The sequence below is a fragment of the Pantoea sp. AN62 genome, from assembly GCF_050432985.1.
Taxonomy (GTDB): Bacteria; Pseudomonadota; Gammaproteobacteria; order Enterobacterales; family Enterobacteriaceae; genus Pantoea; species Pantoea brenneri.
Genome location: NZ_JBNPYB010000025.1, coordinates 22,498 through 48,828 on the forward strand (window position 1 = coordinate 22,498; position 26,331 = coordinate 48,828).

The window sequence follows — 26,331 nt, forward strand, 5'->3', positions numbered from 1 at the left end:
TACCTGACCCATTACCTGACCCGATTCGTATAAAACGAAAAAGGAGTCAGATGATTTCTCATCTAACTCCTTGTTTTATTTGGTGGCCCCTGCTGGACTTGAACCAGCGACCAAGCGATTATGAGTCGCCTGCTCTAACCACTGAGCTAAGGGGCCAGCGGAGCGGGGATTATAAAGTATCTCTTCTGAGCGATCCAGCACTCAGCCACCGGTTGCTGAAATAAGCAGCAAGCTTTTAATTGCTGATTTCTATAACAAATATCCTGATAAACCGTAACAGGGTCTCAAACTGGTACGGCAGGATGCCGCCGTACCCTCATCAAAAACGCCCTGACGGGTAGCGGAATCAGCTCTGGTGGTAGCGCGTAGCGGATTTATTACGCGACAGGTGAGGCACCATAGTGCCGCGTGCGCGATCGTAATCCTGCCACATCTGCAGATCTTCCAGCGGTGGAATCGTTACCGCTTCCTTGTTGTCGAGGCCCGCCAGCGCCGCATCGACCATTTCATCGACTTCCATCAGCATTTCGGCAGGGATGGTGTTGATCGGCTGGCCGGCACGGTCAAAAATCTCGGTACGGGTTGCGCCAGGCAGCACTGCCTGCACCTGCACACCGCTGTCAGCAAGCTCACGCTGCATCGCACGCGTTAGCGTCAGTACGTAAGATTTAGTGGCATTGTAGGCACCGTTGAACATCTCATGCACCAGTGCCAGCACCGAGGCAATATTAATAATGATGCCGTTGCCACGCGCTTTGAAGACCCGGGCAGCGGCCTGCGCCAGCCGGGTGGGCGTCACGATATTTAACGTCAGCATGGTATTGATGCGGTTGATGTCCGCCTCAAGGAACTCTCCCTCCACGCTCATACCCGCGTTGTTCAGCAGCAGTGTAATGCTGGCATTAGTGACCAGTTCAGACTCTACCCGCTGCACATCCTGTTCACTGGTTAAATCAGCAGCCAACACCTTAACCTGAATAGCGTGCTGCTCACTCAGTAGCGCCGCCAGCTGGTTCAGACGCGATTCGTCGCGTGCCACCAGAATCAGATCGTAACCGCGTGCAGCCAGTCGTTTTGCATAAGTTGCGCCGATGCCGCTGGACGCACCGGTTATTAACGCCGTACCTGATGTTGACATAATTTACTCCTCGTATGATGGTCGTCATAATTCACACCAATATGACGACCATCATATGCGCCGTCAAGCTGGAATATGATGAGCGTAATAATTACTATAATAGCCAGAAGCAACGCATCTGAAACCGCAGGAGAGGATATGGAGAAGCAGACCAGCAAAGCGCATACGCGGCAGCGTATCCTGAGTGAGGCTGCGCGAGTTATGCGTGAAACCGGCACCGAGGGCATTGGTGTGGCGGCTCTGATGAAGCGGGTTGGCCTGACGCACGGCGGCTTTTATGCGCATTTTGCCTCACGCGAGGAACTGGTACAGGAGGTGCTTAAGCATATGTTTGCCGAGGCGGGCAGTTTTGCGCCAGCGGATCAGGTGACCCAGCCAGGCCAACGGTTAGCCGGATTTATTGATACCTACCTTTCCGAGACGCATCGCAATACCCCAGCGGAAGGATGCCCAATCGCTGCGCTGGTGAGCGAAGTCGCGCATCTGCCTGAACAGACCCGCTCTATTTTTACGCAGGGTATCGATGCGCTGCATGACGGCCTGGCGCAGCTGCTGCGCGAGCTGGAGCGTGAAGATGCGGATGCGCTGGCATCCAGTATGCAGGCCGAGATGGTCGGGGCGCTGGCGCTGGCGCGTGCCTGCCCGGACGCGAAGCATGCCGGTCAGCTGTTACAGCGCAGCCGTGACGCCCTGAAGCAGCGCGCCGGACTGGTGGCAGCATGATTGAGCACAGTATCCGCGACATCATCAGCGCCAATCTGAACGTCCTGTTCTGTGGCATTAATCCGGGTCAGTCAACCGCACATCAGGGCTATCACTTTGCCCATCCCGGCAATCGCTTCTGGAAAGTGATCCATCTGGCCGGTTTTACTCAACAGCTGCTTAAACCGGAAGAGGAGCAGCGGTTAACCGAGACGGGATGTGGCATCACCATGCTGGTTGAGCGTCCAACCGTGCAGGCGAGTGAGTTAGCGCCGGATGAATTACGCGATGGCGGCAAGCGCCTGATTGAAAAGGTGCTGCATTACCAGCCCGCGGCCCTGGCGATTCTGGGTAAAGATGCCTTCCGGCGCGCCTTTCAGCAGAGCAAAGTGGAATGGGGTAAACAGCCGATAGCGATCGGTAAAACGGCGGTGTGGGTACTGCCGAATCCCAGTGGACTGAATCGCGCTTCACTGGATGAGATGGTTGAAGCCTATCGACAGCTCCATAACGCATTGCAGGCGGGTTAAAACCGACGGTAACAGCAGGGCAGGGCGGTTATTGCTAAACGACAGACATAAAAAACCCCGGCGTGCCGGGGTTTTTGTCTGACTTAATCGTCGAGGAAGCTGCGCAGCACTTCCGAACGGCTCGGATGGCGCAGTTTACGCAGTGCTTTGGCTTCAATCTGACGAATACGCTCACGCGTCACGTCGAACTGTTTGCCCACTTCTTCCAGCGTATGGTCAGTGTTCATGTCGATGCCGAAACGCATGCGCAGCACTTTCGCTTCACGTGCGGTCAGGCCAGCCAGCACGTCGTGGGTCGCAGAACGCAGACTTTCTGAGGTAGCAGAGTCCAGCGGCAGCTCCAGCGTGGTGTCTTCGATAAAATCGCCCAGATGCGAATCTTCATCATCACCAATCGGCGTCTCCATTGAGATCGGCTCTTTAGCGATTTTCAGCACTTTGCGAATCTTATCTTCTGGCATCAGCATACGCTCAGCCAGTTCTTCCGGCGTCGGTTCACGGCCCATTTCCTGCAGCATCTGGCGCGAAATACGGTTGAGCTTGTTGATGGTCTCAATCATATGCACCGGAATACGGATGGTACGTGCCTGGTCAGCGATAGAGCGGGTGATTGCCTGACGGATCCACCAGGTCGCATAGGTCGAGAATTTGTAACCACGGCGATATTCAAACTTATCAACCGCTTTCATCAGGCCGATATTACCTTCCTGAATCAGGTCGAGGAACTGCAGACCACGGTTGGTATATTTCTTCGCAATCGAAATAACCAGACGCAGGTTTGCTTCCACCATCTCTTTCTTCGCGCGACGCGCTTTCGCTTCACCGATCGACATGCGACGGTTGATATCTTTTACCTGCTCAATGGTCAGGCCGGTCTCTTCTTCGATCTGCGCCAGTTTCTGCAGAGAACGCATAACGTCATCCTGCACTTCCAGCAGCTTTTCAGACCACGGCTTGTTCATCGCCAGCGCCGCTTTGAACCAGCTTTCGTTGGTTTCATTGCCGGTGAACAGGGTAATGAAGTTTTTCTTCGGCATTTTGCACAGTTCGATACACAGCTTCATGATCAAACGTTCCTGAGTACGGACACGTTCCATCATTTCGCGCATGTTGTTCACCAGGTAATCGAACTGCTTCGGTACCAGGCGGAACTGTTTGAAGACGTCAGAGAGGTTCTGGATTTCGGCAACGGCATCAGCGTGGCTGCGGCCTTTGCTCTTAATCACATTGCGGGTGGTTTCATACTGCTTACGCAGGTCAGAAAACTTCTCGCGCGCCAGTTCCGGGTCGATAGAGTTATCGTCGTCGGAGCTGTCATCGTCGCTCTCTTCATCTTCTTCTTCATCGTCAACACGATCGGCTTCAGAAAGCTCAGAGCCCACGTGCGTTGCCGTAGGGGCCAGATCTTCTTCCGCGTTAGGATCGACGAAACCGGTGATCAGATCGGACAGGCGTGATTCGCCTGCTTCAACTTTGTCGTACTGATCCAGCAGGTAAGTAATCGCCTCAGGGTATTCAGCAACGGAACATTGAACCTGATTGATACCGTCTTCAATACGCTTCGCGATGTCGATTTCGCCTTCGCGCGTCAGCAGTTCGACGGTACCCATTTCACGCATATACATGCGGACCGGGTCGGTAGTACGCCCAATTTCAGATTCAACGCTGGATAACACCTGAGCTGCAGCTTCCGCGGCATCTTCGTCAGTATCGGAGCTGTTTTCGTTCAGCATCAGATCGTCGGCATCCGGGGCTTCTTCAACCACCTGAATACCCATGTCGTTAATCATCTGGATGATGTCTTCGATCTGATCTGAGTCGACGATATCTTCCGGCAGATGGTCATTGACCTCAGCATAGGTCAGATAGCCTTGCTCCTTACCACGGGTGACAAGAAGCTTAAGCTGTGACTGCGGGTTTTGCTCCATAAGACGGTATCCACACTTCTGTTAATTAGATTGGTGTCGGTCGGCAGCGAGCCAACAATAGCAGTGAAGGCGTTTAGTTCTTGCCGCTGCCCTCGTCGCGGCGTGGGCTTTGCCCATCAGTATTCGGCACTTAAGCCGCTTGTATAAACTCGGTGCTAATGGCCTGGCTTACTCGCCATTCTGGTCCCCGGCAGTGCTCGCCTTCCTCACGTACTTCAGTACGCTGCGGAGGCTGTGCGCTGGCGATAACCAGACTGGCAGCGACGCCGACGGCCTTTAAAATTTGTGCTAATGGCCTGGCTTACTCGCCATTCCGGCCATAAAACGCTTAATCTGTCCTTTCATACATCAGAACGGACAAATCATTAAAAAAGGTTATTTTCTGGCAAAAGCCTGGCTCAGTGTCCAGAGCTCGCGGCGCTCATCGGCGCTCAATCCCTGGGTGCGCTCGCGCGCAATCAAAAACTCCAGGCGCTCTTCAAGAGCAGAATCGTAGATGCTGGCCAGCGAGTCCTGAAACACCGCTTCGGCTTCCTCATCTACTATCATGTGGTTCCAGATCGCCAGAGTTTCAAGCGTCTGACTAAAATTTGTCCCGCGATATAACTCTAGTAGCTGTCCGGTGGTCAATCCAGGATTCTCATTACAACGGCCCACTAATTCGATAAATAGCGGTAATCCCGGCATTTTTGACTCAGACAACCCATCAAGCGACGGCACCAGGGTGGCCAGCTGCGGGTTCTGAATCAGCAGCGCGACCAGCACCCGCATCGTGGTTCGCTTAAGCGGTGGTGCAACTGGCGCCGTTCCGCTTGCGGCCAGCTTAGGCATCAGCTTTTCAAGCTGATTGTCATCCAGGATACCCAGCTTATTGCCCAGCTCCTGACGCATATAAATACGCAGGGTTTCGCCAGGAATCTGCGAAATCAGCGGCAAAGCCAGCGTACTCAGGCGGGCTTTACCGTCGCGTGAACTCAGATCAACCTGCGGCAGCAAACTGTCGAATAAAAACGAAGAGAGCGGCATTGCCTGCTCCATCCTCGCTTCGAAAGCCGCTGTGCCCTCTTTGCGCACCAGCGTATCCGGGTCTTCGCCATCCGGTAAAAACATAAAGCGTAGCTGACGACCATCATTCATGTAAGGTAATGCGGTCTCAAGCGCACGCCAGGCGGCTTCACGGCCAGCGCGATCGCCGTCGTAACAGCAAATCACGTTGTCGGTACTGCGAAACAGTAGCTGAATATGCTCAGCCGTGGTTGAGGTGCCCAGCGAGGCGACGGCGTAATCAATGCCGTACTGCGCCAGTGCCACCACATCCATGTATCCCTCGACCACCAGTAAACGGGCGGGTTCCGGATGATTTTTTAGTGCTTCATACAGGCCGTAAAGCTGACGACCTTTATGAAAAATAGGTGTTTCCGGCGAGTTCAGATACTTAGGCGTATCGTTGCCTAATACCCGTCCGCCAAAACCAATGACGCGGCCACGCTTATCGCGAATCGGAAACATGACGCGGTCGCGAAACCGGTCATAGGTGCGACCCTTATCATTGCTGACCAGCATGCCAGCTTCCATCAACGACTCACGGTCTTCCGACTGCTTACCAAACCGTTTGAGAACGTTATCCCAGCCGGCAGGCGCGTAACCAATGGCGAAATGATTGATGATATCGGCGCTCAGACCACGACGATCAAGATAGTCGCGTGCTGGCTGCGCACTGGATTGCTGCAGGCCCTGCTGATAAAAACCGTTCAGGTTCTCCATCAGCTGATACAGGCTCTGGCGCTGATGGCGTTCCATCTGGCTGGGCCCGCTGCCTGCTTCATAAGGCACGTCTAAACCGTGGGAAGTGGCAAGCTCTTCGATACTTTCAACAAACTCGAGACGATCGTAGTTCATTAAAAAGTCGATAGCGTTGCCGTGTGCGCCACAGCCGAAACAGTGATAGAACTGTTTTTCGCCGTTTACGGTGAAAGAGGGCGTTTTTTCATTATGGAAAGGACAGCACGCGTGGAAATTCTTACCCTGCTTTTTCAGCTTAACGCGGGCATCGATCAGATCCACGATATCCGTGCGGGCAAGTAAATCATTAATAAATACGCGTGGAATTCGTCCAGCCATACGCCCCAGATTTTCAGCTCATAAACGGCAACAAGCCGCGCTTCCTTTCGGAAAGCACGGCCTTTTACTTGACTCTGTCTGCGTTTAACACGCGGTGGAGGCGGACCTCCAGAAGAAATTAGTACAGACGAGTGCGGCGTGCGTTTTCGCGAGCCAGTTTCTTGGCGTGACGCTTAACTGCAGACGCTTTAGCGCGCTTACGTTCGGTAGTCGGTTTTTCATAGAACTCACGACGACGAACTTCAGCCAGAACGCCTGCTTTTTCGCAGGAACGCTTGAAGCGACGCAATGCTACGTCAAATGGCTCGTTTTCACGTACTTTAATTACCGGCATGTAACTCTCACCTCGATAAAATTCGGTTTTTGCTGCTGACTGCGGCGCCAGCACATTTCAAAATGGTGCAGCATTTTACTCCAACTCGCGTTGGTTTGTAAAGCACCATGGATAATTTGAAACCAACAGGAGCGTTTGCCTGTGCGGCTGCCGGTTTTTCCAGGGGCGGGAGTATAGCGTACTCTTTAGCCGACAGAAAATGACTTTTTGCGGGGATTGCCCGCTCTGCCCGCACAATTGCTGTGCTAAACTGCGCGCCGCGAGAAAGAGGTGATGCAATGCGAATTCTGGGTATTGAAACGTCCTGCGATGAAACCGGCATCGCAATTTATGACGATGAGGCCGGGTTACTGGCGAATCAGCTGTACAGCCAGGTAAAACTGCACGCCGATTATGGCGGTGTGGTGCCGGAACTGGCATCACGCGACCACGTGCGTAAAACGGTGCCGTTAATTCAGGCGGCGCTGAAACAGGCTGGGTTAGCGCCGAATCAGATCGATGCGGTGGCGTATACGGCCGGTCCGGGCCTGGTCGGCGCGCTGCTGGTCGGTGCCACTATTGGCCGCGCGCTGGCCTTCGCCTGGAAAGTGCCCGCGGTGCCGGTTCATCATATGGAAGGCCACCTGCTGGCACCGATGCTGGAAGACAATCCGCCTGCATTTCCGTTTGTGGCGCTGCTGGTATCGGGCGGGCATACCCAGCTGATTAGCGTCACCGGTATCGGTGAATATGCATTGCTGGGCGAATCAATCGATGATGCGGCCGGTGAGGCGTTCGACAAAACTGCCAAGCTGCTCGGGCTGGATTATCCTGGCGGACCGATGCTGTCGAAGATGGCGCAGCAGGGAACGGCAGGACGCTTTACCTTCCCGCGTCCGATGACCGATCGTCCGGGGCTGGACTTTAGCTTCTCGGGCCTGAAAACCTTTGCCGCCAACACCATCCGCGCCAATGATGATGACGCGCAGACCCGCGCTGATATCGCCCGGGCCTTTGAAGATGCGGTGGTCGACACGCTGGCGATCAAATGCAAGCGCGCGCTGGATCAAACCGGTTTTAAACGTCTGGTGATTGCCGGCGGCGTCAGCGCCAACCGGACGCTGCGTGAGCAGATGGCGGTGATGATGCAGAAGCGTGGCGGAGAAGTATTTTACGCGCGCCCTGAGTTCTGTACCGATAACGGTGCGATGATCGCGTATGCGGGCATGGTGCGGTTGAAAGGCGGAACGCGCGGGGGATTAGGCGTCAGCGTACGACCACGCTGGCCGCTGGCGGAACTCCCCGCCATCTGAAGGTAAAAAAGCCGGCTTAGCCGGCTTTTTTTATTCCTGCGATTTCTTCTTACGCTTCCAGATCTTTCCTTCCTGACCGCGCCACAAACGCTGAATATTGTCGTGATGGCGTAACAGGATCAGGCAGGAGAGCATCGAAACCGGAAAGGTGAACTGGGGCTTAAACCACCAGACGTAGAACGGAGCAATCAGCGCGCTGACAATCGCGCCGAGCGATGAGTAGCCGCTGAGCAGCACGGTGAGCAGCCAGGTGCCGGTCACCAGTCCGGTTAAGTCCCAGCCAATCGGCGCAATCGCCCCGAAAGCCGTCGCGACACCTTTGCCACCGCGGAACTGGAAGAACACCGGATAGATATGACCGAGGCAGGCCGCGATCGCCGTCAGGCCCAGAAACAGTGGCGTCACATGCAGCAGATACGCCAGCCAGACCGGCACCATCCCTTTCAGCACATCAAACACCAGCACGCAGGCTGCTGCCGCTTTACCACCAAGGCGTAACACGTTGGTAGCGCCAGGGTTGCCTGAACCGTGGGTACGGGGATCGGGCAGGCCAGCGAGTTTGCAGACCAGAATCGCACTGGAAATCGAACCGCAGAGATACGCGAAAATAATCATACCAGGCGCGAAAGCACTCATAACACCGTACCGTTACCTTTTGGGTCGTTTTGATCTCATCAACCGTGGATAATACGCATAATCCGCCGGAAGTGGTATCCGGCTTAGCCAAAAACAGAGACCATCATCATGGATATCGTATTTATAGAACAACTCACGGTGTTCACCACCATTGGCGTTTACGACTGGGAACAGGGTATGCAGCAGAAGCTGGTGCTCGATGTCGAAATGGCGTGGGATAACCGTCTGGCGGCGCGCAGCGACAATGTGAACGATTGCCTCAGCTATGCCGACGTCTCTGAAGCGATTCTGACGCACCTGACCGGCAGTCGTTTTGCGCTGGTTGAGCGGGTTGCTGAAGAAATCGCGGATCTGTTGATGAACCGTTTCAATTCGCCTGGCGTACGCGTAAAGGTAAGCAAACCGGGCGCTATCGCCCAGGCAGCGCAGGTTGGCGTGCGAATTGAGCGCGGGACTATTCCTAAATAAATGCGATGTGATTGCCATCACAATGAAACCAAACCAAATTACTGTCTGTCATAGCGAGTGCCGTTTCGTTGGAGCAAGCGAAATGGCCTAAGACCTTAAGGTTTTACTCAGGCTGATGCAGGCATGATTTCAGGCGATAGCCTTTGCGCTAGCGCCTTTTTAATGGTTTTAAAACGGATAGAGGAAAAATTTGATGGCAGATATTCATCAGCTTTGGGTAGCTGCAATCCTGGGCGTTGTGGAAGGGCTGACCGAATTTTTACCGGTCTCATCCACAGGGCACATGATTATAGTGGGTCACCTGCTGGGCTTTGAGGGCGAGAAAGCAGAGACCTTTGAGGTGGTTATCCAGTTAGGCTCGATTCTGGCCGTTGTCGTGATGTTCTGGCGGCGTCTGTTTGGCCTGATCGGTATCCACTTCGGTGAAGTAAAACATGAAGGTGTCGGTAGCGGACGTTTATCACTGATCCACATTCTGCTGGGCATGGTGCCAGCGGTGGTCGTGGGGCTGGTACTGCACGATCAGATCAAAACGCTGTTTAATCCGATCAACGTGATGTATGCGCTGGTGGTGGGAGGCGTGCTGCTGCTGGCGGCAGAGTATCTCAAACCGAAGCAGCCGAAAGCGGTCGGCGTCGACGATATTACCTATCGTCAGGCGTTTATGATTGGCTGCTTTCAGTGCTTAGCGTTGTGGCCGGGCTTCTCTCGTTCAGGCGCGACCATTTCCGGCGGGATGCTGATGGGCGTGAGCCGCTATGCGGCCTCTGAGTTCTCCTTCATCCTGGCGGTGCCAATGATGATGGGCGCGACGGTGCTGGATATGTACAAGAGCATCGGCTTCCTGACCATGGCTGACTTTCCGATGTTCGCCGTGGGCTTCGTAACCGCCTTTGTGGTGGCGCTGATCGCGATTAAAGCCTTCCTGGAGCTGATTAAGCGTATCTCGTTCGTCTCATTCGCCATCTACCGCTTTATCGTGGCGGCAGCGGTTTACATGGTCTTCATGTAAACCGAGCGCAGCCTGCTAGTCAGGCTGCGGTATAGCCAGACCCTGCGCGACGGCGTCAATCCGTCGTCGCGTTAACTCCTCCCGCACCTCTGCACCTTTAAAGCCCGCCTCAATCACCGCTTTGGTCGGCACCGCCTGCGCCAGCGCAAACGCTCGTCGCAGATAGTCACCCTGCGGATACGCCATACTTTCCAGACCGGCACGCCCGCGCGCATCGGCTTCGCTGGTCAGCGCCATCTGCTCGACGCGTTGCGGTTTGCGCCAGGCATCGATCCGATCAAACAGCGCCACCAGCGAGGCGGCCGACTGGCGCTCAATGGTATGCACGATGTCGTGAAATTCGGTGACGATTAGCGCCAGATCGCGAATCGCATTAGGCACCCGCAGACGCTGGCAAATCGCCTCAACCAGCGGCACGCCCGCCAGGCCGTGGCCGTGATGGCTGGGCCATTTTTCAGGCGGCGTCAGCGCCTTGCCGACGTCGTGGAACAACGTGGCGAAGCGCACATCGACTGATTCAGAAAGCGCGGCCGCCATGGTCAGCGTCATCAGGGTATGCACGCCGGTGTCGATCTCCGGATGCCACTTCGCCGGCGCCGGAATGCCAAACAGATTATCGAGTTCCGGGAACAGCACCTGCAACGCGCCACAGTCGCGCAGCACCTGAAAATAGACCTGCGGATTGCGGCTGGTCAGCGCTTTTTCCGTCTCTTTCCATACCCGCTCAGCGGTCAGATGGGCCAGTTCGCCGCTGCTGACCATCTGCTGCATCAACTGCTGCGTCTCGGCGGCAATACGGAAGTTGAGATGGGCGAAACGCGCCGCGAAGCGCGCCACGCGTAACACCCGCAGCGGATCTTCATTGAAGGCGTCAGAAACATGCCGCAACTGGCGCTGGGCGATATCACGCTGGCCGTGGTAAGGGTCAATCAGCCGGCCGTTTTCATCCTGCGCAATCGCATTGATGGTCAGATCGCGGCGTTGTAAGTCCTGCTCCAGCGTCACATCGGGCGCGGACCAGGTCACGAATCCGGTATAGCCTTTCCCGTTTTTCCGCTCGGTACGCGCCAGCGCATACTCTTCGCGGCTGTCAGGATGCAGGAAAACGGGAAAGTCGCGACCGACCTGTTGATAGCCCTGCTCAAGCATGGCCTCGGGCGTGGCACCGACCACCACCCAATCTTTGTCTTTAACCGGCAGCTTCAGCAGTGCATCACGCACTGCGCCGCCCACAAGAAACGTCTTCACGCAAAACTCCAGAGAAAAAGAAATGACCTGCACGCCGGGCGCATCCCGCGCGACACTTCAGCAGTGCATGTTGCTCTATTGTTGCACAGATTCAGCAGATTGCAGGCATGCCAAAAGGGGGATCTGGCGATCCCCTGATGAAAAACGGCAGAGACGGGTCAGTTCATCCAGCGATCGTTTTTCTTGCGGCGCGGCAGCATGTGCGGCAACAGTAAACCTAACAGCAGACCGACACCCAGCACGCCGCCGCCATACATGAACCACTGCATGATGATAGTGCGCTGCTTGTCATCGAGCTGGACGTTTGCCGCACTGACTTTCTTCTGCGCAACGATCAGCTCGTTTTTCAGCTTCTGGTTTTCGCCCTTCAGCCCGTTGATCACGCCGTCGCTACTGGCGACTTTATTCTGCATTTCAGCGGTGCGCTGATTCCAGCTGTTGTCGATATTATCCAGCTTGGCGGTAAGATCTTTAACCTGTTGTTCCAGCTGCGGCACCCGGGTACGCAGGCTGGGACTGGCGCTCAGCTGCGACAGGGGGATCCAGGTGGTGCGGCCTTCCGAGTCACGGATCTGGCCATAATGGGTATCATTATTGGTCTGAAGCAGCTGCACCTCTTCCCCGGCATTCAGCTTACCGAGCAGGCGAAACTGATCGCCCGGTCCGCTGCGAACCCAGGTCGATAATTCATCAGACACGTAGCGTTTTTCGTCGGCGTGGGCAGGTGCAAGGGTGCTGAGGGCCAGCAAAGTGAGTCCAGCGAGTGTGATTTTTTTCATTCGATTTCGTTTTGCTTAGTCTGACTAAAAATTTACCGGCACAGTCTGGAGAGGCCTCACATAAATCACTATGAGAACTATCCTGGTCTCATGAGAGTGCGAAAAGGTCTGCGAAAGCACAAAGAAAGCAGAGACAGCGCGGCTTCTGTGCATTAATCTTCGCCTGATAACCCCTTGCCCTCCAGGCGACAGCATGAGTAACCTGCTGATTATCGCCTGAAATATGCAGGAAACATCCTCTTAAGTGCCAGCGGCGTAGTGAATAAAAAATTATGACCATCGAAATCGAACTAAAGTTCATTGCAACTCCTCAGGCGGCCGGGAAACTGGCTGACCTTGTCGCGGCGTGGCCGCATCAGCATCAGCCTGCGCGCGAGCTGACCAACATCTATTTTGAAACCGACGATAACCAGCTGCGACGCTGGGATATGGGATTGCGCATCCGTGGCGTCGATAAGCGTTATGAAATGACGCTGAAAGCGGCCGGTAAAACGCTTGGCGGGCTGCATCAGCGCCCGGAATATAATGTCGACCTGAGCGAGCCCACGCTGGATATTGCGCAGCTGCCCGCTGACATCTGGCCGCAGGGCACCGACATTGCGGCGTTGCAGTCACGGTTACAGCCGCTGTTTACCACGCATTTCCAGCGTGAAACCTGGCTGATCACCATCGGCGACAGCGAGATTGAGCTGGCGTTTGATCAGGGCGACGTCACGGCGGGCGACCTGAGCGAACCGCTGTGCGAAATCGAACTGGAATTAAAGCGCGGTGAACGAAAAGATATGCTGGCCATTGCCCGACAGCTGGTGGCGCAAGGCGGCCTGCGCATGGGCAGCCTGAGCAAAGCCGCACGCGGTTATCAGCTGGCGCAGGGCAATCCGCCGCGTCAGCTGCGTCCTTTCCCGCTGCTGAAAGCCGGTACCAAAGCCACGGTAGAAGAGGGCATGGTGGCAGCTATGTCGGCCGGTCTCAGTCACTGGCAGTATCACGAAGAAGTCTGGCTGCGCGGCAACGCAGCGGCACAGGATGCGGTGCGTGAAGCGCTGGATGTGCTGCGTCAGGCGTTTTCCCTGTTTGGTGCATTGGTGCCGCGCAAGGCCAGCAGCGCCTTGCGTCAGCAGCTGACCACGCTGGAAGAGACGCTGGTCAACGACGAGGTGGATGCAACCAGCTTCTGCCTCTCATCGCTGGCGGTGGAAACCCAGCTGGCGCTGACGCACTGGCTGGTGGAATCGCAATGGCAGCAGTGGGTGGATGTCAAAGGCCAGGCCAAATTACAAGGTTCGTTTAAACGCTTTGGCGACATCATGCTGAGCCGCATTAATGCCGATCTCAGAGAGACCTTCAGCACGGTTAAGCAGCCTAATGAGTATCGGGATAAAGCGACCCGCCTGTCGCGCCAGTTGCTGGCGGTGCATTTACTGGCCGGCGCTTATCCGCAGGAAGATGTGGCGGTCTGGCTGGCACCATGGCAACAGCTGCTGTCAGCGATTCATGAGCAACAGGAAGCCGGATTAGCCTGGCTGACGACGCAGGCGCTGAAACAGCCACCGTTCTGGCTCACCAGCGGGTCTGCCCGCTAACCTGACCTGTGCCACGCCATCATGGAGGGATTTATGTTGTCAGCACTTCCCGCGTTGTTACGCGAACAGGCGGCACGCGCCGCGCAGCAGCTTGAGGTTCCCCTTGCTTCGCTGAGCACGGAGCAGGCGGCCGGGTTGGCTTTCAGTGATTTTGTGCTGGAAAACCTGCAACAGCATCCCGACTGGTGGCAGGCGATCTGTCATGCGCCGCCGCAGGCTGACGAGTGGCAGCACTACGCTGACTGGCTGAATCAGGTGATGACGACGGTTGATAGCGAAGCCAGCCTGATGCGCGAACTGCGACTGTTTCGCCGCCGGATGCTGGTGCGTATCGCCTGGATGCAGTGCCTGCAACACGCCAGCACGGAACAGAGCCTGCAGCAGTTAAGCGTACTGGCGGAAGTGTTAATCAGCCGGGCGCGCGACTGGGTCTATCAGGATTGCTGTCGTGATTTTGGTACTCCCTGCAACGCCGATGGCGAAGCGCAACCGATGCTGATCCTCGGTATGGGCAAGCTGGGCGGCGGCGAGCTGAACTTCTCATCCGATATCGACCTGATTTTTGCCTGGCCGGAAAACGGCAGCACCCGCGGCGGACGGCGGGAACTGGATAATGCCCAGTTTTTTACCCGCATGGGACAGCGGCTGATCAAGGTGCTTGATCAGCCGACCATGGATGGTTTTGTCTACCGGGTTGATATGCGTCTGCGTCCGTTTGGCGACAGCGGCCCGCTGGTCATGAGCTTTGCCGCTCTGGAAGATTATTACCAGGAGCAGGGACGCGACTGGGAACGTTACGCGATGGTCAAAGCGCGACTGATGGGAGACGAGCACGATCGCTGGAGCCAGGAGTTACAACAGATGCTGCGGCCGTTCGTCTACCGGCGTTATATCGACTTCAGCGTGATTCAGTCGCTGCGTAACATGAAAGGTATGATCAGCCGGGAAGTGCGGCGGCGCGGCCTGAAAAACAACATCAAACTGGGTGCAGGCGGCATTCGCGAAACCGAATTTATCGTCCAGGTGTTTCAGCTGATTCGCGGCGGACGTGAGCGCTCACTTCAACTGCGCGCCTTACTGCCGACGCTGGAAGCGATAAAAGCGCTGGCGTTATTACCCGCAGAGCAGGTCGATGCGCTGCGTGGAGCCTATCTGTTCCTGCGGCGGCTGGAGAATCTGCTGCAAAGCCTGGGTGATGAGCAGACCCAGACTTTACCTGAAGATGAGCTGCATCGCGCCCGCCTGGCATGGGCGATGGGCAACGCGGACTGGCCCGCCCTGATGGCGGCACTCGAAAGCCAGATGGCGGCGGTTCGCGCTATTTTTGATGAGCTGATTGGCGAAGATACGCCAGAGATTGGCGATCAGCGCGAGCTGGCGGAATACCAGATGCTGTGGCAGGACCCGCTGGAAGAGAGCGAACTGGCACCGCTGGTGCCACAACTCAGCGATGAACAGTGCCGCACGCTGCACCAGACGCTGGAGGCGTTTCGCCAGGATATCAGCCGGCGCACCATCGGCCCGCGCGGTCGCCAGGCGCTGGACCAGCTGATGCCGCGTCTGTTAAGCGAAGTCTGTCCGCGCGACGATGCTGCCGTCACGCTCAGCCGCCTGACGCCGTTACTGCTTGGCGTGTTGACCCGCAGCACCTACCTCGAATTATTAACCGAATATCACGGTGCGCTGCGGCATTTGATCCGTCTGTGCGCCGCTTCGCCGATGGTGGCCAGTCAGCTGGCCCGGCACCCGCTGTTGCTGGACGAACTGCTCGATCCGGCCACGCTCTACCAGCCCACCGCCACTGATGCCTACCGTGATGAGTTGCGTCAGTATCTGATGCGAATTCCCACCGATGATGAGGAGCAGCAGCTTGAGGCGGTGCGTCAGTTTAAGCAGGCGCAGCATCTGCGTATTGCCGCTGCCGACATCGCCGGCACGCTACCGGTGATGAAAGTGAGCGATCACCTCACCTGGCTGGCCGAGGCGATTATCGAATCGGTGGTACGCCAGGCCTGGCACATGATGGTGCAGCGCTACGGCCGGCCATCGCACCTGAGTAATGAGCACGAACGCGGCTTTGCGGTGCTGGGCTACGGCAAACTGGGCGGCTGGGAGCTGGGATACAGTTCCGATCTCGATTTAGTCTTTCTGCACGATTGCCCGGCAGATGCGGTGACCGAAGGAGAGCGCAGCATTGATGGCCGCCAGTTCTATCTGCGCCTCGCCCAGCGCATTATGCACTTGTTCAGTACCCGCACCTCATCCGGCATTCTGTATGAAGTGGACGCGCGGCTACGTCCTTCCGGCGCGGCGGGCATGCTGGTCAGCACCTTTGAAGCGTATGACGAGTATCAGCGCAATGAGGCCTGGACCTGGGAGCATCAGGCGCTGGTGCGGGCGCGCGTGGTGTTTGGCGAACCTGCGCTGGGCGAACGTTTTAATGCCATCCGCCAGGCGATCCTCTGTCTGCCGCGTCCCGCTGAGGCGTTACAGACTGAAGTGCGAGAAATGCGAGAAAAGATGCGCGCTCACCTCAGTAACAAGCATAAAGGACGCTGGGAGATTAAAACCGATCAGGGTGGAATCACCGACATTGAATTCATCGCCCAATATCTTGTCTTACGCTACGCCGCTGAACAACCTGAGTTGACGCGCTGGTCCGACAATGTGCGTATTTTTGAACTGATGGCGAAATACCATAAAATGCCCGCCGATGAAGCGCAGGCGCTGACGCAGGTGTACGTTACGCTGCGCGATGCGTTGCACCATCGGGCATTGCAGGAGCTGCCCGGCCATGTGGAGCCGGATGCTTTCGCCGCCGAACGGCAAACGGTTGTTGCCAGCTGGCAGCGCTGGCTTAACTCGCCCGCGTCTCTCCCGGCGTGATGCTGATAGCACAAATCGCAACTGTGCTATCATCCGCGCACTATTTTTAATGCAGTCTGGAGTGTCTGGAATGAAAGTTACTCTGCCCGCGTTCGGCCAAGCCTCAGTGCTGGTCGTTGGCGATGTGATGTTGGATCGTTACTGGTATGGCCCTACCAGCCGTATCTCGCCTGAAGCACCGGTTCCGGTGGTGAAAGTGGACACCGTTGAGGAGCGTCCTGGCGGCGCAGCAAACGTGGCGATGAACATTGCAGCACTCGGTGCCGCCTCACGGCTGATTGGCCTGACCGGTGAAGATGATGCGGCGCGCGTGTTGAGTAACACGCTGAAAGACGTCAACGTACATTGCGATTTCGTGGCGGTGAAAAGCCATCCGACCATCACCAAACTGCGCGTGCTGTCACGTAACCAGCAGCTGATCCGGCTCGACTTTGAAGAGGGTTTTGATCAGGTCGATCCCGAACCGATCCACCAAAAAATGCGTGCTTCGCTGGCGGCTGCGGGCGCACTGGTGCTGTCTGACTACGCCAAAGGCGCGCTCTGCAGCGTGCAGACCATGATCGCCCTGGCGCGCGAAGCAAACGTCCCGGTGCTGATCGATCCGAAAGGCACCGACTTTGCCCGCTATCGTGGCGCAACGCTGCTGACACCTAATCTGTCTGAATTCGAAGCGGTGGTCGGTAAGTGTAAAAACGAAGAGGAGATCGTGGCGCGCGGTATGCAGCTGATCGCTGATTTCGATCTCTCCGCGCTGCTGGTGACCCGTTCAGAAAATGGCATGACGCTGCTACAACCCGGCAAAGCGCCGTTGCATCTGCCGACTCAGGCCCAGGAAGTTTATGACGTGACGGGTGCGGGCGACACGGTTATCGGCGTGCTGGCTGCGGCGTTAGCGGCTGGTGACTCGCTGGAAGAGGCCTGTTTCCTCGCCAATGCCGCCGCTGGCGTAGTGGTGGGTAAACTCGGGACCTCCACCGTCAGCACCGTTGAGCTGGAAAATGCGATTCATGCCCGTCCGGAGCAGGGCTTCGGCATCATGACCGAAGCGGAGCTGAAAGCGGCAGTCGAAATGGCGCGTCGGCGTGGCGAAAAAGTGGTGATGACCAACGGTGTTTTCGACATCCTGCATGCCGGTCACGTCTCTTATCTGGCCAATGCGCGTAAGCTGGGCGATCGCCTGATCGTGGCGGTGAATAGCGATGCGTCAACCAAACGGCTGAAAGGCGCGAGCCGCCCGGTTAACCCGCAGGAAAACCGCATGATCGTACTCGGTGCACTGGAAGCGGTAGATTGGGTGGTGGTATTTGAAGAGGATACGCCGCAGCGGCTGATCGCCAGTATCCTGCCGGATCTGCTGGTGAAAGGCGGTGATTACAAACCGGAAGATATCGCCGGCAGTAAAGAGGTGTGGGCCAACGGCGGAGACGTGCAGGTGCTGAATTTTGAAGATGGCATCTCAACCACCAATATCATTAAAACCATTCGCGGCGACAGCTAACACCCGTAGTCAGCGGGAGACCTGCTCCCGCTAAACCGGTGATTAGTTGTTGCTGTCAGTATCAGGTTTGACCACATCTGGAGTAGTGATCACTGACGGTGCGGGTGACGCGGCAGGAGAGGTCGCTGCGCCCGCCGCTGCGGTGTTTGCCGTAGCAACGGGTGCGCTGGTGGCTGGTGCTGTCGGCGTTGCGCCGCTCTGGCTTTCCAGCTGTGCCAGACGCTGTTCCAGCGCCGCCAGTTTTTCCCGCGTACGCAGCAACACCTGCGTCTGCACATCAAACTCTTCACGGTTGACCAGATCCATACGCGTCAGCTGCGCCTGAAGAACCTGACGAATTTTCTTTTCGACATCATCACCAAACTCACGTACCCCTTTCGGCATCGCTTCGTGAACCTGACGTGCAAGTTGTTCAATTTTTTTCGTGTCGATCATGATGATTTCCTGGTTTCGGGGAGCTGTGTCAGCATTTTACTAACCTGATAACGGTTAAGTGTAATGCCAGAAATGAAAAGGATAAACCTCAAATCGGCAACGCAGGAAATGCAAAAGCAATTGCACTATTGATGATTGCCGCTCCAGATAATCGGCGCTATAGTAAAAACGCTTATTCTCAGGGCGGGGCGCAATTCCCCACCGGCGGTAAATCAGCTTAGGCTGAAAGCCCGCGAGCGCTTCATGATGATGAAAATTCGCCATGAAGGTCAGCAGATCCGGTGTAATTCCGGGGCCGACGGTTACAGTCCGGATGGGAGAGGGTAACGACATCTGTCGGACAATTGTGTCTGCTTCACGTTATTGCCACGTCTTTTTGACGTCACTCCTAAGCACGCCCTGATTCTGGTAACCCATACATTTAAAGGTTTTTATTACCATGAATCAGACGCTACTTTCTGAATTTGGCACGCCTGAACAGCGTGTAGAACGTGCTATCGCCGCCCTTCGTGAGGGACGCGGTGTGATGGTGCTCGACGATGAAAATCGTGAAAACGAAGGCGATATGATCTTCGCCGCGGAAACCATGACCGTTGAACAGATGGCGCTGACCATTCGCCACGGCAGCGGCATCGTCTGCCTTTGCCTGACCGAAGAGCGTCGCCAGCAGTTAGATCTGCCGATGATGGTGGAGAACAACACCAGCTCCTACGGCACCGGTTTTACCGTGACGATTGAAGCGGCCGAAGGTGTGACCACCGGGGTTTCTGCCCAGGATCGTATCACCACCATTCGTGCCGCGATTGCCGATAATGCTAAACCCAGCGATCTCAATCGTCCTGGTCATGTCTTCCCGCTGCGCGCGCGCGAAGGCGGTGTGCTGACCCGTGGCGGTCACACCGAAGCAACCATCGACCTGGTTACTCTGGCGGGCTTCAAGCCGGCAGGCGTACTGTGCGAACTGACCAACGATGACGGCACCATGGCGCATGCGCCGGAAGCCATTACGTTTGCCAGACAACACAATATGCCAGTGGTAACGATTGAGGATTTAGTGGCCTGGCGTCGTAGCCACGAAACGCGTCACGCCAGTTAATCAGCGTGATGACGCGGTAAAACAGGCCAGCCCGGCCTGTTTTACCGGCGCTTAATCCGCACGTCCGCTTTTGTGGCGGCAATCTGAGCCGTCAGCCAGCCTTCGTCTGCTGTTATCCCCGATCGGTCATCTCCTTTATCATCAATCTTATTCAGATTTTCTGAGCATCATCATCAGGCTTATCCGCGTGATATAGCGGGTAAAGCGCGTATCGTAGTGGCTATCAAACATTCAATTCTGAGAACCCGTTATGAGCCAGTCACGTATGCCAGCGCTGTTTTTGGGCCATGGCAGCCCGATGAACGCCCTGGAAGAGAACCGCTATACCACCGCGTGGCGTCACGCGGGCGATACCCTGCCGCGACCCCGCGCCATTATTGCGGTCTCGGCCCACTGGTATACGCGTGGCACCGCAGTAACGGCGATGGCACATCCTCGCACCCTGCATGATTTTGGCGGTTTTCCGCAGGCGTTGTTTGATACCCGCTATCCGGCGCCGGGATCGCCGGAACTGGCTGAACAACTTGTTAGTCTGTTAGCGCCAATTCCGGTACAGCTGGATCACAGCTGGGGATTCGATCATGGCTCGTGGGGGGTGCTGATCAAGATGTACCCGCAGGCGGATATTCCGGTGGTGCAGTTAAGTATCGACAGTACCCAATCGCCGGCCTGGCATTTTGAACTGGGCCAGAAGCTGGCGGCGCTGCGTGACGAGGGCGTGATGTTTGTTGCCAGTGGTAACGTGGTGCATAACCTGAGAAAGGTGCGCTGGGACGGTGGCGATGAGGTCTATCCGTGGGCCAGCAGTTTTGAGCAGTTTGTGCGTGACAACCTGACGGCAGAGAGCGACGCGGCTTCGCATCCGCTGGTCAACTTTATGCAGCATCCTGGTGCTTCGCTCTCAAACCCGACGCCAGAACACTATCTGCCACTGTTATATGTGCTGGGCACACGCCAGAAAGGGGAAACGATCAGCATTCCGGTGGATGGAATGGAGATGGGCGCGATCAGTATGTTGTCGGTGCAGGTCGGCTGAATGCAAACAGACCCAGGGCGGGTCTGTTTGTCAGGGCATTACTCGATGAAGGCGTGCGGATAGAAGCGGGAAAGATCCTGAGTGATCAGATCGCGATCTTCACGCAGGCCGATACCGGCCGGCTGATCGTCAATCAGCCAGCTACCGATCAGCGTGTAGCTGTCGCCAAATTTCGGCAGCGGATGGAACTGCTGGACGATCATACCTTCTTCGCCATACGGACCGTCGACGCGGGCAATCTCCTGACCGTTTTCAACAATGCGGATGTTGGCACCTTCGCGAGAGAACAGCGGCTTCACCACATATTTGTCCATCGGCGGCACCTCATCTTCGGCAAAGAAGGCGGGCAGCAGGTTAGGGTGATTCGGGAACATCTGCCACAGCATTGGCAGCAGCGCTTTGTTCGACAGAATGCTCTTCCAGGCCGGCTCCAGCCAGCGTACGCCGGCGTCGCCCAGCTTGGTGGAGAACATCTCGCGTAGCATGAATTCCCACGGATAGAGCTTAAACAGGTTGCTGATGACCTGGTCGTGGACGTCGGTAAACTCACCTTTTTCACCCAGACCAATTTCATCTATGTAGAGAAATTCGCTCGGCAGGCCCGCTTCGGTGGCGCAATCCTGCAGATACTGCACCGTGCCGCGATCTTCGTCAGTGTCGCGGCAGCAGGCGAAATGCAGCCAGTTAAAACCGTGCTGCTGATGCAACGCGGCAAAGCGTGCGATCAGCTTTTCCTGCAGGCTGTTGAACTGGTCACTGCCTGTCGGCAACTGCCCGGCGCTGAGCTGGTCTTCCAGCCACAGCCACTGGAAAAATGCCGCTTCATACAGTGAGGTCGGCGTATCGGCGTTGTTCTCAAGTAATTTGGCGTCGCCTTTGCCATCCCAGGCGAGATCAAGACGGGAATAGAGCGAAGGCTGACGCTGATGCCAGGAATCACGCACAAAATCCCAGGTATGTTTGGGGATGCGGAATTTGGTCAGCAACGCTTCATCGTTAACGACTTTGTCGACCACCTGCAGGCACATCTGATGCAGCTCAGCGGTGACGTCCTCAAGCTGTTCAATTTGTGCCAGCGTAAACTGGTAGTAAGCATCTTCACACCAGTACGGCTCGCCGTGCATGGTATGAAAACGAAAACCGAACTCGGTGGCTTTTTCCCGCCAGCCTGGGCGTTCTGAAATGGCAATGCGTTGCATCGGGGCGTTAGCCTCCCATTGTCCGGCTGGAGGTGCCGGTAGCGCTGCTGCGCTGCATGCTGTTCTGTTTGGCTACCGTCTCGCCAAAGCCACCACGGGTGATGGTCGAGGTGGTGGCAGGCTTCGGTGCCAGCGCCGTCTTCGGCACATTCATGGTTTTGCCTGAGGTGGCAGCACCATAGTTACGACCGGACGCATCAACAAACTGACCGTTTGCCGGGCTGTTAGGGGTTTTGGGTGAAAACAGCGGTTGCTGGGCGAAGCCTGCGCCGCCGCCCATCATCCGGCCCATCATGTAACCGGCCATCAGTGGCATCCAGAAGCTGCCGCCGCTCTGTTGCGCTTCCGCATTGTTGGTGCTGCCGACGCCAGCCTGAGCCGGAGCCTGCTGACACTGATTCTCGCCGAATTCGGCGACGCAATCTTCACGGGTCGCATATTTAGGCGCGGTGCGTTCTGCCTCTTTTTTGGCTTCATTGAAGGCGGTGGTGCACTGCGCACTCTGGCCTGGATTGGCTTTCGAACAGTCATCCGCATTCTGATACATCGAGACGGATTCATCGTTTTGTTCACAACCTGCCAGCATAAATACCGCCGAAACGGCGATCGCGACGGGCGTTAAATGGCGTGCCTGCCAGCTCTTTCGAAAAGCGGCATAGCGAATAGATTTTGTGCGTTTCATTATGATTATCCTGTGCCCAAAGGTAGCGCATAGAATAGGGGATGAGGGGTCAAAATTGAAGCTGAGGGCCTGATACTGTAGGGATCTTTACTTAGCTATACGTTCGATAGAGAGACGGGCCGCAAAGCGACCCGTCATCGTCATCAGTTACCGAAAGGATTGCTGCTGCTGTTACGAGCTGCAGGGCGTGCTGCGGCGGCAGAGCCGTTGGCAGACGGGCCATTATCCACGCGCGCGGTCTGCTGCGCGTTTTCCGGTGCCACCGTTTCTGGTGACGTTGGGATCTCTTTACCCAGCTGGCTGTTCAGCGCCTGCAGGTTCTGCTCGTTGAGCGTTCCCAGTGCATAGCTGATGTTGAGCTGGTTGATCAGGTAGCTGTAGCGCGCATCAGAAAGCTGCTGCTTAGCGTTATACAGCGCGGTGGTCGCATCCAGCACATCGACGATGGTACGCGTACCGACCTGATAACCGGCTTCAGACGCATCCAGTGAGCTTTGCGCTGAGACCACAGCCTGTTTGTAGGCGTTGATGGTGCTGATCGATGCATTCACGTTGTTAAACGATGAGCGCACGGTCTGCACCGCTGAGCGGTGCGCACCTTCCAGCTGCTCGCTGGCGCTGACAAAATTATACTGCGCCTGTTTCACCTGCGAGGTCACGCTGCCGCCGCTGTAGAGTGGCAGAGAGAAGCTCAGGCCAACCTGGTTAGAACCGGTAATCGAATCGGTCGTACCGGCGCTCTGGTTAGCGCGGCTGCCGCCATATTTGCTGTTGGACATGCCGGTTGAGGCAGTCAGATCCAGCGTTGGCATGTGGCCGGTTTCTGCTGAACGAATCTGCTCACGTGCCAGATCCTGATTCAGACGGGCAGACAGCAACGTCAGGTTACGACTTTCAGCCTGCTTGAGCAGCGCGCTGACCGCATCCGGCTTATCGGTTTTGAAGCGGTCGATATTGAGCGACGCCAGAGCCTGATAATCCATGCCGGTAATCTGGCGCAGTGATTCAACCGCGTTATCCAGATTGTTGCGCGCGGTGACTTCGTTAGCTAATACGCTGTCATACTGCGCACGGGCGTTCTGCACGTCAGTGATCGCCACCAGGCCGACGTTAAAACGTTGGGTGGTTTGATCGAGTTCGCGATAGATCGACTGCTTCTGCGCTTCGGTGTAAGAAAGGGTATCAATCGCTTTCAGTACGTTGAAGTAAGCGGTCGCGGTGTTCAGAATCAAATCCTGCTGCGCAACCTGATAGGTAACGTCCTGGATGCCGGCGGCTTTTTCCTGCAGGGTCAGGGCGCGCCATTTCGACATGTCGAAAATTGTCTGGGTTAATTGCAGCGTGCCGCTGGTCGTGTTGGAATGAAGACCGCTGCTGTCACGGTAGCCGTTGTTATAGGTGTAATCCGCACCCAGACCGAGCTGCGGTAATAATGGGCTACGCGCTTCGTTGATTTTCTCAAAGGCAGAATCGCGATCGGCAGCGGCGCTGCGCAGATCCGGGTTGCTCAGACGTGCTTGTTGATAAACCTGAAGCAGGTCTTCGGCCTGGCTGGCGAAGCTGAAACCGCCCAGGCTCAGCCCAATAAAAAATGGGAGCAGTTTTTTCATTTGCATTCCTTTTGTTGCAGCAAATTGCAGTGGTAGCGCTGCCGGGTAAGCCAAAAAATTATCGCCGATTCTAGCAGAGGGCAACTGTTAGATAAGTTGGCTGAACGTGCCTTCTTCCCCTAATTTACGTAAATAATTCAGAAAGAACCACTCAGACGGAGCACTGTGCCAGGCTTTTTTCGCTCCACCCCAATCTGCATAAGGAACCAGATGATGTCGGAAGAAAAAAAATCCCCTGTGACTTTTACAAAAAACGATGTAGAAATTATTGCACGCGAAACCGTCTACGATGGTTTTTTTTCAGTGGTACGCTATCGCTTCCGTCACCGCCGTTTTAATGGCGAAATGAGCGCCGAAGTGCAGCGCGAAGTTTTTGAGCGCGGACATGCCGCCGTGCTGCTACCTTATGATCCCTTACGCGACGAAGTGGTGCTGATCGAACAGATCCGCATTCCGGCCTATGACAGCAGTGCATCGCCCTGGCTGCTGGAGATGGTGGCCGGCATTATCGATCCCGGTGAAACCGTTGAACAGGTGGTGCGTCGCGAAGCGGTCGAAGAAGCAGGATTACAGGTCGGACGGATTAAGCCAATGCTTAATTACCTGGCCAGCCCCGGAGGCACCAGTGAACGTTTATCGGTGCTGATTGGGGAAGTGGATGCCAGCCAGGCAACAGGATGCCATGGTCTGGAGGAAGAGAATGAGGATATTCTTGTCCATGTGGTGAGTCGCGAACAGGCTTATCGCTGGGTGGAAGAGGGGATTATTGACAATGCGGCGTCTGTCATCGCCTTGCAATGGCTGGCGTTGCACCATGAGAAACTACGAGAAGAGTGGATACCACAATGAAACAGCGCTATACCCCTGACTTTCCCGAAATGATGCGGCTGTGCGAAACCAATTTCGCCCAGTTACGCCGCCTGCTGCCACGTGATGATGACGCGGGCGCATCGGTGATCTATCAGGTGAGTGGCGCCCGTTATCAGTTGACGATTCAGGAGTCGACGCGCTACACCACGCTGGTGGAGATCCGCCAGGTGGCGCCTGCCGTGAGCTATTGGAGCCTGCCTTCGATGTCGGTGCGGCTCTACCACGATGCGATGGTCGCCGAAGTGTGTTCAACTCAACAGATCTATCGTTTCAAAGCGCGCTATGATTATCCTAATAAAAAACTGCATCAGCGTGATGAAAAACATCAGATAAACCAGTTCCTCGCTGACTGGTTGCGCTACTGCCTGGCGCACGGCGCGATGGCAGTTCCGGTCTGCTGATGCGTATAATGCGTTAAATGGCGTGGAGACGAAGGAAACGCTTTGGATAGCCTGCTAACTCTTCCTGCAGCGAACGGTTCCGCAATCAGGATTCTGCAAATCACGGACACCCACCTGTTCGCAGGAAAACATGAATCGCTACTTGGGGTGAATACCTGGTCGAGCTATGAGGCGGTCCTGGATGCGATAATTGCACAGCATCGGGACTATGACCTGATCATCGCCACGGGCGATCTGGCCCAGGACCACTCTGTTGAAGCCTATCAGCATTTTGCTGAGGGCATTTCACGTTTGCCCAGGCCCTGCGTCTGGCTGCCCGGCAACCACGATTTCCAGCCCGCAATGGTCGATACCTTAGCTGACGCCCACATCAATCCGCACAAACAGGTGCTGATCGGCGAGCAGTGGCAGATTGTCCTGCTCGACAGCCAGGTGTTCGGCGTGCCGCACGGTATGCTGAGTGACTATCAGCTGGAGTGGCTGGAAAACGCGCTGGCCCGCTATCCGCAACGGCACACTCTGGTGTTGCTGCATCACCATCCACTGGCGTCCGGCTGCACCTGGCTTGACCAGCACAGCCTGCGTAATTCGCATCAGCTGGATGCAGTGTTGCAACAGTTTCCGCTGGCGAAGACCCTGGTCTGTGGCCATATCCATCAGGAGCTGGATGTCGAGTGGCACGGCCGCCGGGTCCTGGCGACGCCCTCCACCTGCGTACAGTTCAAACCGCACTGCACCAGCTTCGCGATTGAGGTGATGCTGCCAACTTACTGATTTAGTGTATGATGGTGTTTTTGAGGTGCTCCAGTGGCTTCTGTTTCTATCAGCTGTCCCTCCTGTTCAGCTA

The 26,331-nt window shown here is 56.0% G+C and carries 23 protein-coding genes, 1 tRNA gene, 1 pseudogene and 1 riboswitch; of the genes and pseudogenes, 13 read left to right on the forward strand and 12 right to left on the reverse strand.

What is annotated here, in order from left to right; genetic code table 11:
* Positions 1–80: 80 nt before the first annotated feature.
* Positions 81–156: transfer RNA gene (locus FHW04_RS22175), tRNA-Ile, on the reverse strand.
* 190 nt (positions 157–346) lie between these two features.
* Positions 347–1,138 (reverse strand): SDR family NAD(P)-dependent oxidoreductase, encoded by a 792-nt coding sequence (locus FHW04_RS22180; RefSeq protein ID WP_089561962.1) that lies wholly within the window; start codon positions 1,136–1,138, stop codon positions 347–349.
* A 138-nt stretch (positions 1,139–1,276) separates the two neighbouring features.
* Between FHW04_RS22180 and FHW04_RS22185 the strand changes: the two genes are divergently transcribed.
* Positions 1,277–1,861, forward strand: coding sequence for a TetR/AcrR family transcriptional regulator (locus FHW04_RS22185; RefSeq protein WP_089561961.1), 585 nt, complete (start codon positions 1,277–1,279; stop codon positions 1,859–1,861).
* Positions 1,858–2,370: a G/U mismatch-specific DNA glycosylase gene (gene mug, locus FHW04_RS22190; protein ID WP_089561960.1), complete on the forward strand. Its 513-nt coding sequence runs from the start codon at positions 1,858–1,860 to the stop codon at positions 2,368–2,370. Before FHW04_RS22185 ends, mug begins: the two co-directional genes overlap by 4 nt.
* Positions 2,371–2,453: 83 nt before the next feature.
* Here the strand turns inward: mug and rpoD are convergent, their stop codons facing one another.
* From rpoD to rpsU, 3 genes are all read right to left on the reverse strand, one after another.
* A complete protein-coding gene (rpoD, locus tag FHW04_RS22195; RefSeq protein ID WP_031376492.1) occupies positions 2,454–4,298 on the reverse strand; it encodes an RNA polymerase sigma factor RpoD in 1,845 nt (614 codons plus the stop codon).
* 375 nt (positions 4,299–4,673) lie between these two features.
* Positions 4,674–6,419, reverse strand: coding sequence for a DNA primase (gene dnaG / locus FHW04_RS22200; protein WP_089561959.1), 1,746 nt, complete (start codon positions 6,417–6,419; stop codon positions 4,674–4,676).
* 118 nt (positions 6,420–6,537) lie between these two features.
* Positions 6,538–6,753, reverse strand: a complete 216-nt coding sequence (rpsU, locus tag FHW04_RS22205) for a 30S ribosomal protein S21 (RefSeq protein WP_001144069.1) — start codon at positions 6,751–6,753, stop codon at positions 6,538–6,540.
* A 278-nt stretch (positions 6,754–7,031) separates the two neighbouring features.
* On the opposite strand from rpsU, the gene tsaD reads away from it, so the two are divergent.
* Positions 7,032–8,045: a tRNA (adenosine(37)-N6)-threonylcarbamoyltransferase complex transferase subunit TsaD gene (gene tsaD / locus FHW04_RS22210; RefSeq protein ID WP_069729241.1), complete on the forward strand. Its 1,014-nt coding sequence runs from the start codon at positions 7,032–7,034 to the stop codon at positions 8,043–8,045.
* 30 nt (positions 8,046–8,075) lie between these two features.
* Here tsaD and plsY read toward each other — a convergent pair whose 3' ends face one another.
* Positions 8,076–8,681 (reverse strand): glycerol-3-phosphate 1-O-acyltransferase PlsY, encoded by a 606-nt coding sequence (gene plsY, locus FHW04_RS22215; protein ID WP_046289254.1) that lies wholly within the window; start codon positions 8,679–8,681, stop codon positions 8,076–8,078.
* Between the two features lie 108 nt (positions 8,682–8,789).
* Between plsY and folB the strand changes: the two genes are divergently transcribed.
* Positions 8,790–9,149 carry a bifunctional dihydroneopterin aldolase/7,8-dihydroneopterin epimerase gene (gene folB / locus FHW04_RS22220; protein WP_031376495.1) on the forward strand — a complete coding sequence of 120 codons (360 nt, stop codon included), beginning with the start codon at positions 8,790–8,792 and terminating at the stop codon, positions 9,147–9,149.
* Positions 9,150–9,342: 193 nt separating this feature from the next.
* Positions 9,343–10,161, forward strand: coding sequence for an undecaprenyl-diphosphate phosphatase (bacA, locus tag FHW04_RS22225; RefSeq protein ID WP_031376496.1), 819 nt, complete (start codon positions 9,343–9,345; stop codon positions 10,159–10,161).
* Between the two features lie 15 nt (positions 10,162–10,176).
* Here the strand turns inward: bacA and FHW04_RS22230 are convergent, their stop codons facing one another.
* Positions 10,177–11,409, reverse strand: coding sequence for a multifunctional CCA addition/repair protein (locus tag FHW04_RS22230; protein ID WP_031376497.1), 1,233 nt, complete (start codon positions 11,407–11,409; stop codon positions 10,177–10,179).
* A 158-nt stretch (positions 11,410–11,567) separates the two neighbouring features.
* The gene (locus FHW04_RS22235) at positions 11,568–12,188 is read right to left on the reverse strand and encodes a TIGR04211 family SH3 domain-containing protein (RefSeq protein WP_069729240.1); all 621 of its coding nucleotides are present in this window, start codon (positions 12,186–12,188) and stop codon (positions 11,568–11,570) included.
* Positions 12,189–12,460: 272 nt separating this feature from the next.
* On the opposite strand from FHW04_RS22235, the gene FHW04_RS22240 reads away from it, so the two are divergent.
* The 3 genes from FHW04_RS22240 to hldE all read left to right on the forward strand — a co-directional run bounded on the left by FHW04_RS22240 (position 12,461) and on the right by hldE (position 18,155).
* Positions 12,461–13,771: an inorganic triphosphatase gene (locus FHW04_RS22240; RefSeq protein ID WP_031376498.1), complete on the forward strand. Its 1,311-nt coding sequence runs from the start codon at positions 12,461–12,463 to the stop codon at positions 13,769–13,771.
* Between the two features lie 33 nt (positions 13,772–13,804).
* Positions 13,805–16,657 carry a bifunctional [glutamate--ammonia ligase]-adenylyl-L-tyrosine phosphorylase/[glutamate--ammonia-ligase] adenylyltransferase gene (gene glnE / locus FHW04_RS22245; RefSeq protein WP_089561958.1) on the forward strand — a complete coding sequence of 951 codons (2,853 nt, stop codon included), beginning with the start codon at positions 13,805–13,807 and terminating at the stop codon, positions 16,655–16,657.
* Positions 16,658–16,727: 70 nt separating this feature from the next.
* Entirely contained in the window at positions 16,728–18,155 is a 1,428-nt protein-coding gene (hldE, locus tag FHW04_RS22250) for a bifunctional D-glycero-beta-D-manno-heptose-7-phosphate kinase/D-glycero-beta-D-manno-heptose 1-phosphate adenylyltransferase HldE (RefSeq protein WP_031376500.1), read from the forward strand.
* 42 nt (positions 18,156–18,197) lie between these two features.
* Here the strand turns inward: hldE and ubiK are convergent, their stop codons facing one another.
* Positions 18,198–18,590: a ubiquinone biosynthesis accessory factor UbiK gene (gene ubiK / locus FHW04_RS22255; protein ID WP_031376501.1), complete on the reverse strand. Its 393-nt coding sequence runs from the start codon at positions 18,588–18,590 to the stop codon at positions 18,198–18,200.
* A gap of 170 nt (positions 18,591–18,760) precedes the next feature.
* Positions 18,761–18,919, forward strand: a riboswitch (FMN riboswitch).
* 110 nt (positions 18,920–19,029) lie between these two features.
* Between ubiK and ribB the strand changes: the two genes are divergently transcribed.
* On the forward strand, positions 19,030–19,686 hold the full coding sequence (ribB, locus tag FHW04_RS22260) for a 3,4-dihydroxy-2-butanone-4-phosphate synthase (RefSeq protein WP_046289251.1): 657 nt from the start codon (positions 19,030–19,032) through the stop codon (positions 19,684–19,686).
* A gap of 250 nt (positions 19,687–19,936) precedes the next feature.
* Positions 19,937–20,722 (forward strand): 4,5-DOPA dioxygenase extradiol, encoded by a 786-nt coding sequence (gene ygiD, locus FHW04_RS22265; protein ID WP_089561957.1) that lies wholly within the window; start codon positions 19,937–19,939, stop codon positions 20,720–20,722.
* Between the two features lie 38 nt (positions 20,723–20,760).
* Here the strand turns inward: ygiD and FHW04_RS22270 are convergent, their stop codons facing one another.
* The 3 genes from FHW04_RS22270 to tolC all read right to left on the reverse strand — a co-directional run bounded on the left by FHW04_RS22270 (position 20,761) and on the right by tolC (position 24,213).
* The gene (locus FHW04_RS22270) at positions 20,761–21,921 is read right to left on the reverse strand and encodes a glutathionylspermidine synthase family protein (protein ID WP_031376504.1); all 1,161 of its coding nucleotides are present in this window, start codon (positions 21,919–21,921) and stop codon (positions 20,761–20,763) included.
* Positions 21,922–21,928: 7 nt separating this feature from the next.
* Positions 21,929–22,603, reverse strand: coding sequence for a DUF1190 family protein (locus FHW04_RS22275; protein WP_031376505.1), 675 nt, complete (start codon positions 22,601–22,603; stop codon positions 21,929–21,931).
* A 143-nt stretch (positions 22,604–22,746) separates the two neighbouring features.
* Positions 22,747–24,213: an outer membrane channel protein TolC gene (gene tolC, locus FHW04_RS22280; RefSeq protein WP_089561956.1), complete on the reverse strand. Its 1,467-nt coding sequence runs from the start codon at positions 24,211–24,213 to the stop codon at positions 22,747–22,749.
* A gap of 213 nt (positions 24,214–24,426) precedes the next feature.
* Between tolC and nudF the strand changes: the two genes are divergently transcribed.
* From nudF to cpdA, 3 genes and pseudogenes are all read left to right on the forward strand, one after another.
* Positions 24,427–25,062: an ADP-ribose diphosphatase gene (gene nudF, locus FHW04_RS22285; RefSeq protein ID WP_031376507.1), complete on the forward strand. Its 636-nt coding sequence runs from the start codon at positions 24,427–24,429 to the stop codon at positions 25,060–25,062.
* Positions 25,059–25,484: a DUF1249 family protein gene (locus FHW04_RS22290; RefSeq protein ID WP_031376508.1), complete on the forward strand. Its 426-nt coding sequence runs from the start codon at positions 25,059–25,061 to the stop codon at positions 25,482–25,484. The genes nudF and FHW04_RS22290 overlap by 4 nt, the downstream gene beginning before the upstream one ends.
* A 42-nt stretch (positions 25,485–25,526) precedes the next feature.
* A pseudogene (gene cpdA / locus FHW04_RS22295) lies at positions 25,527–26,249 on the forward strand (3',5'-cyclic-AMP phosphodiesterase); the annotation flags it as partial.
* Positions 26,250–26,331: the final 82 nt, after the last annotated feature.